Raw genomic sequence first — 17,541 nt, 5'->3', positions numbered from 1 at the left:
GCCTCCTTATCCGACGATGATATTCAGTGCGATGACCAGGACCAGCGCAATCCCCGCCAGCAGTACCGGCCGTTGATACCAGGGCAGATCCGCTTCGTCCGGATCGTGGCGTAGTTCCTTCGGCGTCTGCGAATACACCAGCCCGACCAGCTCGGCATCCGGCTTCGACTGCGTCACCTGGGTAACCGCGACGCTGACCACGATATCCACCACGAACGCCACACCGGCCGCGACGAAACTCGAACCCTGACCGGACAATTCGAAAACGCCCGCCTTGTGCAGAATGAAAACGACAATGGCCGAGGCGGTTCCGAAGACCAGTCCCATCCAACCCGCCGTCGGCGTCATCCGCTTCCAGAACATACCGAGAATGAAGGTCGCGAACAGCGGTGCATTGAAGAAGCTGAACAGCGTCTGCAGATAGTCCATCATATTGCTGAAATTGCCTGCGATGAAGGCGGTTCCGATAGCCGCGACCGTCGCGCCGACCGTCGCGAGGCGACCGACGTTCAGGTAGTACCCGTCCGGCCGATCCCGCCGCACATACTGCTGCCACAGGTCATAGCTGAACACCGTATTGAAGGCGGAGATATTGGCCGCCATACCCGCCATGAACGCCGCGAGCAATCCGGCGAGCCCGACGCCGAGTAGCCCGTTCGGCAGCACATCCTTCATCAGATACAGCAGGGCCTGGTTATAGGTGGCATCGCCGGAGTAGTTCGAACCGGTCGTCTCCGCCGCCTTGTACTCACTCATCTGCGGTACCAGCACCGCGCTGATCATGCCGGGAATCACCACGATCAACGGAATGAACATCTTCGGATACGCGCCGATGATCGGGGTGCGCCGCGCGGCCGAAATGGAATGCGTCGCCAGCGCGCGCTGCACCTCGACGAAGTTGGTGGTCCAGTAGCCGAAGGAGAGCACGAATCCGAGACCGAAGACGATGCCGACCACCGAAAGGAAGTCATTGGCGAACCCGCTGAGCGCATTGCCGGGCCAGGAGTCCAACTGCGGGCCACCACCGGGGGACGCGGTCACCTTGTCACGCAGCCCATCCCAGCCACCGGCCTTGTGCAGACCGACCAGCGTCAGCGGCAACAGCGCGGCGACGATCACGAAGAACTGCAAAACCTCGTTGTAGATCGCCGCCGACAACCCGCCGAGCGTGATGTAGGAAAGCACGATCGCCGCGGCGACGATCACCGACACCCACAGCGGCCAACCCAGCAGCACATTCAGAATCGAACCGAGCAAATACAGATTCACCCCGGCAATGAGCACCTGCGCGATCGCGAAGCTCAACGCGTTCACCAGATGGGCGCCGGTGCCGAAGCGTCGCCGCATGAATTCCGGGACACTGCGCACCTTGGAGCCGTAGTAGAACGGCATCATCACCACACCGAGGAACAGCATGGCAGGCACCGCGCCGATCCAGAAGTAGTGGAAGGTGGGGAAGCCGTATTCGGCGCCATTGGCCGACATGCCCATGATCTCGACCGCGCCGAGATTGGCGGAGATGAAGGCGAGACCGGTCACCCAGGCGGGCAGTGATCGTCCGGACAGGAAGAAGTCGATACTCGACGAGATCCGCTGCCTGGCCAGCAGACCGATGCCGAGTACGAAGACGAAATACAGCGCTACCAGCGCATAGTCGACGGGCTGCGCGTCCAGGCGCAGTGTCGTCTCGGCCTGTATCGAGACGGCATCCAGCGCCGATGAGTAAGCGGTCGAATCGGCAAGCGGCACAGCGTCGTCCCTCCAGGCGATGAAACTGGACGTCTCGCGTTCTACTGTGCGTGATTGTGCCGTACCCGCGCGGCACATTCACGCACAAAAGTTGGACAGTTGCTCACACGATGCGGTGCGCACCGGCACCGGGCACGACGACGAAGGTGCGCGGTGCCTCGAAACCCGATTGCGCGAATCGATCTCGCACCGCGTCCGCGACCGCCGCGGTGACGTCCCGATCGACGAGCGCGATGACGCTGCCGCCGAACCCGCCGCCGACCATCCGCGCGCCGTGCGCTCCGGCGTCGAGCGCGGCGGATACCGCGGCGTCCAGTGCCGGTGTCGAAACCTCGAAATCACCGCGCAGTGACTCGTGTGCCGCGGTCAGGATCGGTCCGATCTCGCGCGGATCCGCACCGCCTCGCAACTTTTCGGCAACCGCGAGCACTCGCGCATTCTCGGTCACCACATGGCGCGCTCGCCGCCGCAGTATCGCGTCGCCGATGCGCTCCACAGCCGCCGCCGATTCGATATCGCGCAGTGCCGGAACATCGAGCGCCGCAGCGGCCGCCTCGCATTGGGCGCGCCGCCGTGCGTAACCACCATCGATCAGCGCGTGCGGCTGTCCGGTATCGATCACCAACAGTTCCAGCCCGAACCGATCGAGATCGAACGGAATCTGTTCGTGCGCGACACCATCGTGGGCGACCAATCTGCGCACATCCAGGAACAGCGCGTGTCCGGCCGTGCACAGAATCGATGCGGACTGATCGAGCAGTCCGGTCGGCACTCCGGCGTAGTCGTTCTCGGCGGCGCGGGCCAGATCGATCAATTCGCGATCGGTGACGGTGGGTGCGAATAGATCTCGCAGCGCGACCGCCACCGCACACGACAGCGCCGCCGAGGAGGACAATCCGGCGCCGATCGGCACCGCACCGTCCAGTTCCAGATCGACTCCGTCACCCACATATCCACGCCGCGCGAATTCGGACACAACGCCCAGCGGATAACGCGACCATCCCGGCACCCGATCCCGTTCGGCGGCAAGCTCGCTCACCGCGACCAGCACGGTCTCACCCGGGCGCTGCCGCGAGACCACCCGGACCCGTCCGTCGGTGCGCGCCTCCGCTCGACACTCGACTACCAGCGGCAATGCGATGGGCAGCACGAAACCGTCGTTGTAATCGGTGTGTTCACCGATGATGTTGACCCGCCCCGGCGCAACCCACTTCGGCACGAATTCCTCACTTCGTCGCATTGCCAGTGCCCACGCACGTCATCCGAGCAACCCTGGGCACCACACCCTACGAGACACGCCACCGGAGCATGTATTTCGGCCTGCGCGGATGCGTGATCGATCTTCTTGACGCACAGTCGAATTTGACGCAATACCGGCCTAAAAAATCCGGCCGGTGGCTTCGGGAGGGCATTATGGTTCTGACAACCCCACGCGGCGGCCTACTCGGGCTGCAGTGGATCGATCGACTACTCCCGCCCATGGGCAGGCCGGACCGCAGCGATCAGCGTGACTCCGGAGCTCCACTGACGATCGAGATCGGCGCGGCGACGGGGACCGGCCCGACAGCTATGTCGGCCTTCGATGCGGCACTGCGTGACCTGGGAGTAGGTGATGCCAACTTGATCCGCCTGTCATCGGTCATTCCACCGCGCGCTGTGCTGGCCCGCACCGCGCGCGTCCGCAAACCGATCCGCTGGGGTGATCGGCTCTACTGTGTCTATGCCGCGCAGCACGCGGATGCGGCGGGTGAGCGCGCGGGCGCGGGCATCGGCTGGGCGCTGCGCGACGACGGTTCCGGCGCCGGACTTTTCGTCGAACACGAGGCCGAGACCGCCGCGCAGGTCGCGACGCTCATTCGCGCGAGTTTGACCGATATGACCCGCAACCGACCGCAACGTTTCGGCCCGATTCAGCTGTGCACCACCGAGGCCCACTCCGATGGCACTCCGACCTGCGCACTCGTGCTGGCGGCGTACCACACGACACCGTGGGGACAACAATGACAGCATTGCGCAGCGATTCCATAGCAGGTTGTGGTCGAGCGACGGGTGGGCTGCCTGAGCTGAAAGTCACTCTCGAATCGACCATTCCGGACGACCGGATCGACATGTTCCACCTGCTGTACGAGGAGGCCTTCGGCCCCTTGCGCACCAAGGCCATTGCCAGGCAGGTGCTGCACCGATCGGAATTCCGCGAGGAGATGATCGATCCGCGGGTTGTCAAACATGTCGCGCGCACCGCGACCGGCGAGCCCATCGGGGTGACGACTTTGACCAAACATCTCGAGACTGTTCCGTGGATCAGTCCGGAGTATTTCGCTGCCCGCTATCCCGAACATTCGGCACGCGACGCGATCTACTACGCGGGTTTCACCCTTGTTGCGCCAAGTGCCCGACAAGGAGCCGCATTCCATGCCATGATCAAATCAGTTGTCCAGGTATTGGTGGCCGAGCGCGCGGCGGTCGGTTGGGACATCTGCTCATACAACAACACTCGGTTTTCCTTCGCCGACAGCATTCGAGCGGTGCTCGATGAGCAGGCGGCGAACGTCGACGTCGCGGTGGAGGATTCGCAGACCTACTACGCGGCGCGGTTCACTGGGGATGGAGCGACCAAGGGGGGCTGATGACCGTCAGCGAAGAGCAGTCGACCACCATTCGGCACCGCCAGGAAATGCGCTGGTGCACAGTATCTCTCGCGCTGACCGCAGCTGGTCTGGCGGTGCTGCTCTTGATCGATGTCCGGCCGGTGTCGCTGCTGACCATTGCCGCCGTGGTGCTCGCGGCGCTCATCATGATCTGTATCGGCCTGCGGCGGTATCGTCCCGAGCGCCCCCTGCCGTGGTATCTGCTCTCGGCGTCGGCGGTGCTGTTCGCCGTGGGTACGGCCACCCGCGAGGTCGACAGCCACAAGCTGCATCCGATCGACGACCTGTTCACGCTCGCAGGGTATCTCGGCACCGGAGTTGCCGCGGCGCTGTGGCTGCGCCCGCGCCAGGTCCGGCCGAACTACGATCTGCTGCTCGACTCGGCGCTCATCGGTCTCGGCGCACTGCTCGCTTCGTGGACCTTTCTGATCTCACCGATCCTGCAGTCGCACGACACCGTCGCGCACACGGTGGTGGCCGCGACCTACCCGGTGCTCGATGCACTGCTGCTGAGTTTGGTAGCGCATTCGATGGCGACCGCGACTCGTTCGGAGACCTCGCTGCGCCTGTTGCACGTCGGGTTGATCGCGGTGCTGATCGGCGATTTCGGGTACAGCCTCGACGCCGTCGGGCGCGCACCCGTCGCGCACGAGTTATTGCTGGTGCCGCTGCTGGTGGCCTATCCGATCGTCGGCGTCGCGGCGCTGCATCCGACCATGGCGAGTCTCGGTGCGCCCCGGCGCATTCACCCGCACCATTCGCGGCAGCGGGCCAGCTTCATCGCGGTCGCTTTGATCGTGGCCTCGCTGATTCCGGTGGTCGGTTCCAGTCTGGACCCTCTCGATCGGGTGGTGGTCTCGTCACTGTGTGCGCTGCTGCTCATCGGCGTGCTGGTGCGCAGCGAACGCGCGATCGTCCGCAGTGCACGCAGTGAACGGCGCGCGCAATACCAGGCCGATCACGACATGCTCACCGGATTGCTGAACCGTGCCGCGCTGCTGCGGGCGCTGAATCGCAATCGCGATCACTGGATCGAGCAACCGCTGTGCCTGCTGTTCATTGATCTCGATGGCTTCAAGATGGTCAATGACAGCTACGGCCACGCGGTCGGCGACGAACTGATCGCGAATGCGGCATCCCGGATTCGGCACCTCATCCGGCGCGACGATGTGGTGGCCCGCTACGGCGGCGACGAATTCGTGGTGCTCGCACCGCTGGACCGACAGGAGGCCACGATGCTCGCGGAGCGACTACTCGGCGCCTTCGTTCGGCCGTTCGAGCTGAGCGCGGGCGAAATTCCGATCACCGCGAGTGTCGGGCTGGCCTGCGGCAGCCCGCGCAGCTCTGACGACACCATCTACGACCTCATCCGAGAAGCGGATTCGGCGATGTACCACGCGAAGGAGTACTCGCTCGGCTATGCCTTCCACGACGATCTGCGCCACGGTCCGGAACCACGCCGCACCGACGCACGCCACAGCAGTGCCGACTCGGGACGCCGGATCTGGCGCCCGAGCGGCAGGTCGTTCAATGCCAGCGGCACGTCCACCAGCACCGCGGTCTGATCAGCCGAGCACCACAATCTGTTCGATCGGCACTGCGATCCGATCCGTCCAGCTCTGTGGGTCTGACCAGCAAAAGCGCCGCGATCTAGTCGGACAGTTCCTCGAGCAGTCGCCGCGCTTCTTCTAACTCGGCCTGTAACTGCTGCACTTTGGACTCCTGGACCACCCGGGCCGCCTCCAGGATTCCGGCAACCACCTCGGCCACCTCCGGATGCAACACCTTGGCCGCCTGCGCCACCGCGGAGCTGGTCACCGGCAGACCGCGCACGGACTTCTTTTTTCCGCTGACCACATCGACCGACCACTCGCCGTCGGCGGTACCTGTCAGCGTCACCGTCACTTCCGGTGCCTTCGCCTTGCTCCGCGCGGCAGTAGCCTTCGCCGCAGGCTTCGCGGTGCCCGCGGGCTTGGCCGGTTCCGCCGCAGGGGCAACGGGTTTCGAGGCCGGGGCGGGTGGGGTGGGGCTCGGGACCGGCTGGGGGGCCGGTGTCGCGGTGCTCGTCAAGGTCGACGGCTGGGTCACCGTGGATTCCTTCCTGGTTGTCGACTTCGGCTGGGCAGAGCTTGTGGTTGCCGCCTTATCGCGCGGCGGCTTGGTCAACGTCACTTCGGTCGGAGAAAAGGACAGTACATCCTTCGATCCGGTCGGCTTGACCCGCAGGAAGTCGCTCTCGGATCGATCACCGATCTCCACCACCTTGCCGGACCGTCCCTCCGGCACGCCCACCGCGGCCGCGGTGAACCACACCATCGGCGGGCGACCGCCGGCGATGTCCGTGGCGATCTGCTGAATCTCAGTGTCCGACAATGGCTGTGGTCTCGTTCGTGGGGACGGCATGGTGCACTCCGAGCGGTATTCGTGGATGGCTGCGTGCACAGATGATGCCGTACACCACCGACACATTCACAAGCCACCACCGAATCCACCCGGAATCAGCCGAACTTCGAAATCGCAGCGAACTCACAGCAACGGTACTGTCGCGGGTGTCAAGAGCGTTCGGCGTCCACGAAAGCGGGACTGAAGTCCCCGGATTCTGGCGCGTTTCCAGCATTAACGAGCGCCCCGCCCGGTTGTGGCCGAGGGGGCGCTCGTATTCGGTTGTGCGGCAGTTGTTCACGACCGAACTAGGGCTGGTGGTAACTGCCGGAGCCCCTCACGCCCCGGCAGTTCAGTTGCTGCGTCCCGCGACACCGCACATGGCATGGCGCGGCGATGACGTGCACGGCACGTAATCGGTGTCCGGGAATATCCCGCGACTAAGCCGTGACGCGTTTGCCCACGACCAGGCCGACAATGACGTCGACACCGAGGAAGCCGAGCAGGCTCAGCCCGACCAGCGGCACGAACCAGCCGACAACCAGCGCCGCCGCCACGATGGGCAGCGCCAGCCACGGCGCGGTCTGGCGCAATGCGCCGCGACGTGGCGCGCGTCCGATGGCGAGCCGCGAAGCACCGCGGGTCGGCCGTCGCTTCCACCACATCAGGTAGCCGAGCATGAGCACGACTACCAGCCCGATCATCACCGCTAGCAGCAGTAATTGGTTGAGCAGCCCGAACATCAGGCCCATGTGGAATTGGATGCCCCAGTTGGTGAGCTTGGCCATGATCGGCCAGTCGGCGTAGGCGAGTTTGTCGGTGACCGTGCCGGTCACGCCGTCGACGGCAACCGAATCGACGGTGTAGGTGCCGGACATGCGCCGTTCCTTCACCGCGAATGCGACGCCGGGTTCGGCCGGAACGGCGATCTCGGAGCCCTGGGTTATGCCATTGGCGCGGGCCGCCGTATAGACCCCGTCGAGCTGTGCGATCCGGGTCGGCATAGCCATCGGCGCGGGCGCGTGGTCGCCACCGCTGCTGTGATGCTCGCCCCCGGCATGCCCCTGCGCGGTCGCGCCCGGCAGCGCGGTGCTCACAGCGGGTGTTGTCCAGCTGAGCCGCTCGCGCAGTTCGGTGATGCTCTCGCCAGCATAGGTCGACCAGGTCATCCCGGTCGCCGAGAGCAGCAGGATCACCGGCATGATCCAAATACCCACGGCCCCATGCCAATTCATTGAACGGCCACGGCCGGTTTGTGAACCGTCCGGTGCCAGCAGCCAAGCCGCGGAGTTGCGGTTGCGGCGTCCGCGCACGCGACGGATCCACAGCACCAGACCGGCCAGCGCCACGACCCACAACCAGGACGCGGCGAGTTCGCTGTAGATGCGACCCGGCTCGCCCAAGTGCAGATCCCGATGCAGCCTATCGATCCAGGTGCGCATCGGAAGCGCACCCGAACTGCCGTAGACCACATCGCTGCCGACCGGCTGCGCGGTATATGGATTCACGAAGACCGCACGCCGTTCGGATTCGCCGAGTGACGGGTCTTCGAACAGCACGCGGGTGGTGTCATCGGCCTCCGGTGCCGGAGCCACCGCGACCAGCTTCAGATCTGGCTCGGTGGCCACGGCCGCGGTGACCTGTTCGGACAGCGGCCGCATTTCGCCATGCGCCTCGACCTTCAACAGCTGGTGCGAGGTGATCGATTCCACGGTCGGGGAGATGGCATAGAGCGCTCCGGTGACCGCGGCGATCAGGATGAACGGTGCGACGAAGATGCCCGCATAGAAATGCAACCGCATCGCGAGGGGATAGAGGCCGTTGCGCGACCGCGTTTCCTTTGTCGGAGCGGGCGATTCGGCATCCGGTGGACTGGTGTCCGTAATACTCATGACTATTCGTTTCTGGAGTTCGGAAGAACCCGGAAGATCGTCGGCCGTTCGTAATCGGCGAATGGTTGTCGGAATCCGCTGGACGCACGGTAAAGCGGGCAAACGCCAAAATTCATGACAGACAGCGGATCCCGGCATTCGCCGGGGCGAGGAGGGCGCCGCACGACAACTGGGCGAGTCCTGACTCGGCAGCCCTGCTGACCGACGAACCAGCAATCCAAGGATCGATTTCAGATGGTCATATGAAATCTCGCCTCGCAAAGGCGTTGCGCGGTAACGACGACGCACGAGCGGGGCCCGTGCACCGGGTAAGGAATATCAGCGACCGAACGCCAACGGCGGCCCGCGCGTGTGCAGCGATTCCGCGGCGAATATGCGCAGCACAACACGATCGCGATGCGTCAGGCGCAGCGACGCCGGCCCGGGTATCGCGGGCGGGTGGTACCGCATCGGCAGCACCCGCGAGAGCAGCGCGCAACCGCTTCGATACGCGGCCTCCGCGCCTCGGATAACCACCGCGGCGAGTACGGCCGCCACGAGGTGGGCGGCCACCATACCGGGCGTGAGCTGTGCATCGAGGTGACGCATATGCCCCGAACTCCAGCCCATGGTGACGTGCCCGAGTAGCTGACCTGCGGCGAGGACCGAGATCAGTCCGATCGAGGTGTCACGCAGCGGTGCGAGCCCGGCGACCAGTGCGCCGACAACGGCGCAAGCGGCGGCGAGGAGTACGAGCGTGGCGCTGTCCGGTGGCATCCCATCGGACGCACACCCGTGTGCCGCAACGGATACGGCACCGGAGATCGAACCGGCACATGCGCCGCGCACTCGCGCGACGGCGCTGCGATGCCCCGCAGCGGCCGGGCCGAACTCGATACTCACGCGCTGATGATAGCCGACGAATTACCCATCGGTCCCCACCCGGGCGGCGGACGAAATTCATGGGACGCATCAAGTTTCCAGCTGGAGAAATGCAAATGCCGCACACCTCCGGATTTCCGGTCTCGATTCCGCGGCCGGGAATTCGAAGGTGTGCGGCCCCGAATGTGACTCAGTTGGCGTCGATTTCCATCTCGATCAACGGCTTGCGCAGCAACTTACCGGTCGCATTGCGCGGCAGCTCATCGAGGAAGATCACCTCGCGGGGCACCTTGTACCGCGCCAGATTCGCCTTGACGTACTCCTTGATCTCCTGTGCATCGCGCTTGGACTCCGGACCGGGAACGACGAAGGCGCGCAACCGCTTTCCGAATTCGCGATCGTCCACACCGACCACCGCGGCCTCGAAGATATCGTCGCGCCCCGCGATCAGGTTCTCCACCTCGAGCGGGAAGACGTTTTCACCGCCGGAGACGATCATGTCGTCGTCGCGGCCGTCGATGTAGAGCAGGCCGTCGGCGTCGAAATGCCCCACGTCACCGCTGGACATCATGCCGTCCACGATTTCCTTGGTGCGGCCGTCGGTATAGCCGGTGAAGGCGAATCCGTTGTCCACGAAGATGGTTCCGGTCACATTCGGCTCGGTGATCGGCTTGCGGTTCTCGTCCAGCAGCACGATCCGGATACCGACCGGCGCCTTGCCCGCGGTGGTCGGTGCCTTGCGCAGATCCTGCGGGGTCGCGACGGTCATAACCGCGCATTCGGTGGAGCCGTACAGGTTGTAGAGGCTGTCGCCGAAGTAGTCGAGGGTGCGGGTGACCACATCGGGTGCGATGGCCGAACCCGCCGCGAAGATCACCTTGATACTGCGCGGATCGTACTTGGCCAGCACCTCGTCGCCGACATCGAGGATGCGCTGCAGCATGGTCGGCACCACGACCAGCGAATCGGCCTGGTAGCGCTGGATATTCGCCAGCGTCTGCTCCGGATCGAACCGGCGCTGCTGGAAGATCACCCGGTTGCCGAGGGCAAGACCAAGGGTGAACTGGGAAAGACCGGTGCCGTGGAAGATCGGCGCGGCCATGATCATGGTGCCGTTATTGGGCAGCGGCACCCGATCCACGAACTGAGCCGAGGCGAACGGGCTGACGCGGTCGCGCGGCGCACCCTTCGGCGTGCCGGTGGTTCCGCTGGTCAGGATGACTATGCCGCCGGGCTTCACGGGTGCGGGCACCGGCGCGGTCGATCGGCCTTTGATCAGCGATTCGATGGTCGCAACCGCCGGATCGACATTGTCCTTCTCGTCCATCCAGGTGAGCACCCGGGGGATCTCGGCCGGGATCGCGCTCATCAGGTCGAGGAATTCACTGTCGTGCAGTACGGCCTTGACGTTTTCGCGCGCGGCCACATCGGCGAACTGCGGTTTCGCGAAGCCGGTATTCATCAGCACTGTGCGCACGCCGAGCTTGCCGGTTGCGAGCAGGCTCAACACCATGCCGCGATGGTCGCGCGCCAGCAGGGCGACGACATCACCTGGCCTGAGACCCTGCGCTTGGAGTCCACGGGCCAGGGCGCTGGACTGGTCGTTGAGTTGGCCGAAGGTGACCTCACCGCGCTCATCGACAATGGCCGCCGCATCCGGTCTGGTCTGCGCCGCGTGCATCACGACACCGGCGAACGGGCCGAATTTGAGCACATTGAACGCGGACCGCGCCGCCTGATCGGGTCGGAGTGGATTGAACAGGCGCCGCTTGACCATGACATTCACGCCCTGGGCGAAATCGCCCGCTTTCCGGACAGAGTCATTCAACGCAGGCAGGGATAGGGACATTCGTCAACGCCTTCCGCGGTCCACCACCTGGACCGGGGGTGGTGTGGACCGCAACTTCGGGATCCAGTGCTGCCGCTAACAATAGCAAGCATCTGTGACTCGCTGTGTCACGTATCTCAGTTGTCCCGCTCTGCGTCGCTATAGCCCAGGTTCAAGCCTTGACCTCGTACTCGACGAGTACCCTACGCAGCAGTTTCCCGGTGGTGTTGCGGGGCAGGTCGTCGAGAAAGACAACTTCGCGCGGCACCTTGTAGCGAGCCAGATTCTCCTTGACGTAGGCCTTGATCTCCTCGCCGTCGGGGGAGTGACCGTCCTCGGGGACCACGAAGGCACGCAGACGCTTGCCGAATTCCACATCATCGACGCCGACGACGGCCGCGTCGAATACGTCCGGCCGCTCCAGCAGCAGGTTCTCCACCTCCTGCGGAAAGACGTTCTCGCCGCCGGAGACGATCATGTCGTCATCGCGGCCGTCCACCATCAGCAGGCCGTGTTCATCGAAGTGGCCGACATCGCCGCTGGACATATAGCCGTCGATGATCTGCTTATGCCTGCCGTCGGTGTAGCCCTCGAACGGCGCACCGCTGCGGACGAAGATGCGCGCGGTGGTATTGATCGCGCTGACCTGCTTGTCATTGTCGTCGTAGAGCCGGACCTCACAGGTGATCGGCGCGCGACCGACAGTGCCGGGGGCGATGGCCAGATCGTCCGGGTTCGCCACGGTGGCCACGGCGCATTCGGTCGAGCCGTACAGGTTGTAAAGGACCGGGCCGAAGATCTGCGTTGCTTTGACGCACAACTCCGGCGAGAGTGCCGAACCCGCGAGCAGAATGCATTTCAGTGAAGTGGTGTCGTACTTGGCGCGGATCTCCGGTGCCAGTTCGGTCATCCGGTGCAGCATGGTCGGCACCGCGACCAGCATTTCGGCCTTGTGATCGGCCACCATCTTCAGCGTGGCCTCGGCGTCGAAGCGGCGGCGCACCACCACCTTGTTGCCCATCGCCGAGGCGACCAGATAGGTGCCGAGCCCGGTGCTGTGGAAGATCGGCGACACGATGACCTGAGTTCCCCTGACCGGGAATGGAATTCGGTCCACCATCTGCGCGGTTGCCAGTGGAGTCACCTTGCTGCGCGGTGCGCCCTTCGGCAGGCCGGTGGTGCCGCTGGTGAGGATGACGAACCCGCCCGGCTTGGACGGTGCGGGCAGATCCGCGGTCGAGTTGGCGGCGATGAGATCGTCGAGAGTCTGGGCGCCCTCGGGCAATTCGGTGCCCTCGTCGACCCAGGTGAGGTAGCGCGGCAGACTCGGCGGCAGCGCGTCGAGCAGGCCGAGGAATTCGCTGTCGTGCAGTACGGCCTTGACCTTCTCGCGCTCGCAGACCTCGGCGAACTGCGGTTTGGCGAAGCCGGTATTCATCAGCGCGACTCGCACGCCGAGCTTGCCCGCCGCGGCCATGGCCAAGATCAGGCCGCGATGGTCGCGGGCCAGCACACCGATGACCGACCCTTCGGTCAGATTCGCCTGTCGCAGCCCGCGCGCAACGGCGGTCGACTGTTCGTCGAGTTGCCGGTAGGTCAGTTCGCCACGCTCGTCAACCAGCGCGGGGGCGTCGGGCACGACTCGAGCCGAATGCCGGATCAAGGTCGCCTGCGGCCCATAGACCTGCGATTCCTTCACGGTTCGCAAGGCTTCCAACGGCTTCGTGGGATCGCTGACCCCGCGCGCCCGCAGCACCCCGAATGCCTTCACAACCTCCAGCGCATGCGCCAACTTCATCGTCGACCACCTCTACAGCAACTCGCGTCGGCACTCGCCCCAGCGATCTGAACCACCGTCATGTCCCACCAACCGTATCAGCGCTATGACCCACATCACACTCGTCGACGTGCGGGCTGGACAGATGATCACGCGGAAGCCATGGCGGCGAACCGCGAGAAGCTGCCGCCATCAGTCCACCTGATCTCGATCACCTCCGCGCGGTGGCCAGCGCGACGAGTAGGGGGACGATGCGGTTCGGGGGGACTTCGAAGCGGTTGTCGCCGACCGTGTGGAGCCAGCCGGTGGCGGCGAGTTGGCGCAGGTGGTGGTAGATCTGGCCGGAGCTGCCCACTTCATCGAGGTCGGTGAGTTCGGCGGCGGTTCTGCTGCCGAGAACGATCTCCCGAAGGATGCGCAGACGGACTGGACTGCCAAGGGCAGCGAGGCATTCAGCGGCATCGTCCCAGTTGTAGCCGACGAGGTCATCGGTACTGAACTGGACCTGCCAGTCGAACTGTTCCGCGCTGGGTAGTGAGCCAGAACCAGCGAACATCACTCCGCCATTGGGCTGGTCCGCATTCGCAAACTCCTCATGAAGCCGCCGCAGCGCCCACCCTCCTTGCGGGGCGGATCCACTCGCTTGCCCGCTGCCGTTGATCAGATCCATGGCCGCGAGTCGGCGTTCGAGTTTTGCTAGTCGGTCATCCACGCTCACGAGCGCAAATTTACGGAGTCAGATAATTGCTGGCAATGGTTCAGCATTGGCTGATGTGACGCATAAGCCCGGCACGGTTGATCCGTGCCGGGCTCACGTGTCGGACGGTCAGTTGTAGATAGAGCCGAATGACGGAACCGAGATGGTTGCGAGTTTGTACTCGAAACCGTCGGGGTGGGCGTCGCTGACCGGGACGGGCCAGCGGTGCCACAGGGTGCCGTAGACCGCGCCGACGATGACGCCGGCTCCGGTGTCGATCGGGCGGGTGCGGATGGTGGTGTCGACGGTGGCGTCAGTGTGCTCGGAGAGCACCTCGGTACCGCTGCGGCCATTGGCCAGATTGATCCACAGGACCTGGAGCTTTGCCCCGGTCTGATCCGGCGCGATCATGCCGGGTCCGCCGAAGAATCCGAATCGCAACCCATCGTAACCGAGGGCGACGCCGGACCCGTAGACGCCCGGACCGTCACCGCGTCCGATATCGGATTGCGCCGGGATCTGGAACGGCTGTGCTGGCAGTGCCACCTGCGTGGCGACCTGCCCGGATGCCAGTAGCCGGTCAACTGCCAGTTCAGCGGCGGCATTGCCGATGGCGGCCTTGCGCAACTGCTGTGTGGCCGCATTCCAGTCGATCGTCGTCGGTGCCGCCACGGCGTGACCCGCGAATACGGCGACGAATGCGGTGGTAGCCGCGAGGGCGGCAGTGAAGCGACGTATCAAACCCAGCCTGTGCATAACCAGTCTCCTGTTGGGAATCTTGGTACTGCTCGATGGAATTCGTCCGCTGATCAGCTCGCCAAGATACCGTGCGCTACTTCACCGGTTACGGCGGGTGTCTCGAACCCTGCGTGGCCGCGATCGCGGAGCGAGCTGCGTCGGCGCCATAGCGTCCGCCACGACCGAGAAAACAGGAAAACCGGTGCGCGTCGTTCGCACCGGTTTCCCTTGTAGCACTTGCTAGTTCAGCATCACTTCAGCTCGGCGCTGGTCTTACCGAGAATGCGGCGTGCCACGATGAGCTGCTGGATCTGCTGGGTGCCTTCGAAGATATCCAGAATCTTGGAGTCACGGCCCCACTTTTCGAGCAGTGTGCGCTGCGAGTAGCCAATGGTGCCCGCGAGTTCGACTGCTTTGAGGGTGATGTCGGTGCCGGTGCGGCCCGCCTTGGCCTTGGACATCGAGGCTTCCAAGGAGTTCGGCTTCTTGTTGTCGGCCATCCACGCGGCGCGCAGCGACAGCAGGTACGCGGCCTCGTAATCGGCTTCCATCCGCAGGAATTCGGCGGCGGCCGCGGGCTGGTTATTGGCCGGGATGTCGTAGGACGGCTCGATGCCCGCATCCTTCAGGATGGCGCGCAACTCCTCGAGCGCCGCCCGCGCGACACCGACCGCCATCGCGGCCACGAGGGGACGGGTGTTGTCGAAGGTCTGCATGACCCCGGCAAAACCCTTCTCCACGTTGACTTCCGGGCTGCCGAGGATGTTGTCCTTCGGAATCCGGCAGTCCTGCAACAGCAGTACTGCGGTATCGGAAGCCTTGATGCCGAGTTTGTGCTCGAGCCGGGCCACCGAAAGTCCGGGAGCATCGCGCGGTACGACGAACGACTTGATCGCCGCGCGGCCCAGGCTGCGGTCCACCGAGGCCCACACCACGATGTGAGTGGAGCGCTGACCCGCGGTCACGAAGATCTTCTCGCCGTTGAGAACCCACTCGTCGCCATCGAGAACGGCGGTGGTGGTGACGGCGGCGGAGTCGGACCCGAAGGACGGTTCGGTGATGGCCATCGAGGCCCACACCTTGCCGAAGCGCTCGAGCTGCTCATCGGTGGCCACGGCGGCGATGGCCGCATTTCCCAGACCCTGGTAGGGGATCGACAGCATCAAGCCGACGTCGCCCCAGGAGGTTTCGAGCGCGTTCAGCAGCGCGGACATATTGCCGCCGTTGGAGTTTCCGAGCAGTTCGGTGGCGTGCTCGTCGGTATCGGAACGACCGCCGGCCGCACCGCCGATCTTCTGGGTGCCGGAGTCGGCCAGGCCCTCGACCATGGCGGCCATGGTGTCCAGCTCCACCGGGTACTCGTGCTCGGCGAGGTCATACTTGCGCGAGATCGGCCGGAAGATTTCCTGGGCGACCTGGTGGGCCTGGTTGGCGCTGGCCCGCAGCTTCTTGGGGAGTTCGAGATTGATCATGGTGATGTCTCCTGGAAAATAAGGAACCGGCCGGTCAGACGAGCACGACACCTTCGGCGACGCCGATGGCCCGCAGATCGCGGTACCAGCGCTCGACCGGGTGTTCCTTGGTGAAGCCGTGGCCGCCGAGCAACTGCACGCCGTCGAGGCCGATCTGCATGCCCTTGTCGGTGGCCAGCTTGCGGGCCAGTGCCGCCTCGCGGGCGTAGGAAAGGCCCTGTTCCGCGCGCGCGGCACCCCGCAGGGTCACCAAGCGCAGGCCGTCCAGTTCGATCGCCATGTTCGCGACCATGAACGCGACCGCCTGGCGGTGCGAGATCGGCTCGCCGAATGCCTCGCGCTCGTTCACATACGGAATCACGTAGTCGAGCACGGCCTGTCCGGTGCCGATGGCCAGCGAGGCCCAGCCGAGGCGGGCCAAGCGGACCGCGTCGGCGTACTCCTCGGCGCGGGTGGTGGCATCGCCATCGCCGAGGATGGCGTCGGCGCCGACCGCGACATCGTTGAGCAGCAGGCGACCGAGCCCGGCGGCGCGCAGACCCATACTCGGATCGGCCTCGATGACCAGACCCTTGCTGTCCGACGGCACGATGAACAACCCGGGGCGGCCGTCGAGTTCGGCGGCCACGATGAATAGTTCGGCATCACCTGCGGCCGGGACCAGGCTCTTCACGCCGTTGAGGCGGTAACCGCTCGGGGAACGGGTGGCCTTGGTCTGCAGGGCGAACGGGTCGAACAGTGCCCGCGGCTCGCTGATCACGACCGAGGCCTGTGGCACGTTCTCGCCGGTGAAGGCGGGCAGGTAGGTCTGCTGCTGTGCGTCGGTGCCCCACTGGGACAGGGCGACCGCCACACCGCTCGGTGCGAGAATCGGCAGGGCCAGCCCCATATCGCCATGCGCGAGCGCCTCGGCGACCAGCGAGTTGGTGACCGCGCCGCGCTCGGCGGCGGCGCCTTCGAGTTCCTCGGGCACGTTGATCAGGGTGATGCCGAGTTCGGCGGCGCGATCGAGCAGGTCGCGCGGGGCCTTCGCGGAGTTGTCGGCCTCGTAGGCGGCCGGGCGCAGGATCTCGGCGGCGAATTCCTTCACCGTCTCGACGATCATCTGCTGCTCGTCGCTCGGGGTCAGATCGAAGAAGTCCTTGTTCTTGGATTCGTTGTCCGCCAGGCGTTTCGGCGCACCGCCGCCGGCGACCTTGCCGAATGCGCGAGTCGCGGCACCGAGAGTGCGGAAACCGGTCTTGGTGCCTTCATAGGTGACCCGCTCGATCGGCTTGCGCAAGTTGTACTTCTCGGCGAGCTCCGACCCGGTAATGGTCGTCATCACCCGCATTGCCGCGCCCATCCAGTCCCGCTTGGGGTGGTTCAGGCCGACCGCGGACGTGTCTGGACGTCGCGTCGTTGCGCTGTCTCGAGTGCTCATCATCACCTGTTTTTCTCGGGTGGGTGGGTGAGGTCTTTTCCCAGCTATCTTACTCCTGAGTAAGGATATCTTAC

Annotated in this window: 14 protein-coding genes; 3 read left to right on the top strand and 11 right to left on the bottom strand. The window is 64.8% G+C overall.

Features of this window, described 5'->3' with window-relative positions; all coding sequences use genetic code 11:
- Positions 1–6: 6 nt before the first annotated feature.
- A complete protein-coding gene (locus tag ACIBG0_RS25330; RefSeq protein ID WP_397035495.1) occupies positions 7–1,698 on the bottom strand; it encodes a sodium:solute symporter family protein in 1,692 nt (563 codons plus the stop codon).
- Positions 1,699–1,852: 154 nt separating this feature from the next.
- Positions 1,853–2,989, bottom strand: coding sequence for a galactokinase (galK, locus tag ACIBG0_RS25325; RefSeq protein ID WP_397035447.1), 1,137 nt, complete (start codon positions 2,987–2,989; stop codon positions 1,853–1,855).
- A gap of 173 nt (positions 2,990–3,162) precedes the next feature.
- Between galK and ACIBG0_RS25320 the strand changes: the two genes are divergently transcribed.
- Genes ACIBG0_RS25320 through ACIBG0_RS25310 form a run of 3 tightly spaced genes read left to right on the top strand, consistent with a single transcriptional unit; the run spans position 3,163 to position 5,962 of the window.
- Positions 3,163–3,753 (top strand): pyruvoyl-dependent arginine decarboxylase, encoded by a 591-nt coding sequence (locus ACIBG0_RS25320; protein ID WP_397035446.1) that lies wholly within the window; start codon positions 3,163–3,165, stop codon positions 3,751–3,753.
- Positions 3,750–4,376: a hypothetical protein gene (locus ACIBG0_RS25315; RefSeq protein ID WP_397035445.1), complete on the top strand. Its 627-nt coding sequence runs from the start codon at positions 3,750–3,752 to the stop codon at positions 4,374–4,376. Before ACIBG0_RS25320 ends, ACIBG0_RS25315 begins: the two co-directional genes overlap by 4 nt.
- Positions 4,376–5,962 (top strand): diguanylate cyclase domain-containing protein, encoded by a 1,587-nt coding sequence (locus ACIBG0_RS25310; RefSeq protein ID WP_397035444.1) that lies wholly within the window; start codon positions 4,376–4,378, stop codon positions 5,960–5,962. Before ACIBG0_RS25315 ends, ACIBG0_RS25310 begins: the two co-directional genes overlap by 1 nt.
- Before the next feature lie 85 nt (positions 5,963–6,047).
- Here the strand turns inward: ACIBG0_RS25310 and ACIBG0_RS25305 are convergent, their stop codons facing one another.
- The 9 genes from ACIBG0_RS25305 to ACIBG0_RS25265 form a co-directional block, all read right to left on the bottom strand.
- A complete protein-coding gene (locus tag ACIBG0_RS25305; protein WP_397035443.1) occupies positions 6,048–6,770 on the bottom strand; it encodes a DUF6319 family protein in 723 nt (240 codons plus the stop codon).
- A 449-nt stretch (positions 6,771–7,219) separates the two neighbouring features.
- Positions 7,220–8,671, bottom strand: a complete 1,452-nt coding sequence (locus tag ACIBG0_RS25300; RefSeq protein ID WP_397035442.1) for a PepSY-associated TM helix domain-containing protein — start codon at positions 8,669–8,671, stop codon at positions 7,220–7,222.
- Between the two features lie 318 nt (positions 8,672–8,989).
- Positions 8,990–9,553 (bottom strand): hypothetical protein, encoded by a 564-nt coding sequence (locus ACIBG0_RS25295; protein ID WP_397035441.1) that lies wholly within the window; start codon positions 9,551–9,553, stop codon positions 8,990–8,992.
- Between the two features lie 169 nt (positions 9,554–9,722).
- Positions 9,723–11,381, bottom strand: a complete 1,659-nt coding sequence (locus tag ACIBG0_RS25290; RefSeq protein WP_397035440.1) for an acyl-CoA synthetase — start codon at positions 11,379–11,381, stop codon at positions 9,723–9,725.
- 151 nt (positions 11,382–11,532) lie between these two features.
- Positions 11,533–13,158 carry an acyl-CoA synthetase gene (locus ACIBG0_RS25285; protein WP_397035439.1) on the bottom strand — a complete coding sequence of 542 codons (1,626 nt, stop codon included), beginning with the start codon at positions 13,156–13,158 and terminating at the stop codon, positions 11,533–11,535.
- 190 nt (positions 13,159–13,348) lie between these two features.
- Positions 13,349–13,855, bottom strand: a complete 507-nt coding sequence (locus ACIBG0_RS25280) for an ArsR/SmtB family transcription factor (protein WP_397035438.1) — start codon at positions 13,853–13,855, stop codon at positions 13,349–13,351.
- A gap of 108 nt (positions 13,856–13,963) precedes the next feature.
- On the bottom strand, positions 13,964–14,590 hold the full coding sequence (locus ACIBG0_RS25275) for a hypothetical protein (RefSeq protein WP_397035437.1): 627 nt from the start codon (positions 14,588–14,590) through the stop codon (positions 13,964–13,966).
- Positions 14,591–14,823: 233 nt separating this feature from the next.
- Entirely contained in the window at positions 14,824–16,044 is a 1,221-nt protein-coding gene (locus ACIBG0_RS25270) for an acyl-CoA dehydrogenase family protein (protein ID WP_397035436.1), read from the bottom strand.
- A gap of 34 nt (positions 16,045–16,078) precedes the next feature.
- Positions 16,079–17,473, bottom strand: a complete 1,395-nt coding sequence (locus tag ACIBG0_RS25265) for an acyl-CoA dehydrogenase family protein (RefSeq protein ID WP_397035435.1) — start codon at positions 17,471–17,473, stop codon at positions 16,079–16,081.
- Positions 17,474–17,541 lie beyond the last annotated feature (68 nt).

The organism is Nocardia sp. NPDC050630, assembly GCF_044457245.1.
GTDB lineage: Bacteria > Actinomycetota > Actinomycetes > Mycobacteriales > Mycobacteriaceae > Nocardia.
The sequence above is the reverse complement of the archived record's forward strand: the minus strand, read 5'-3'. Positions and strand labels throughout refer to the sequence as shown.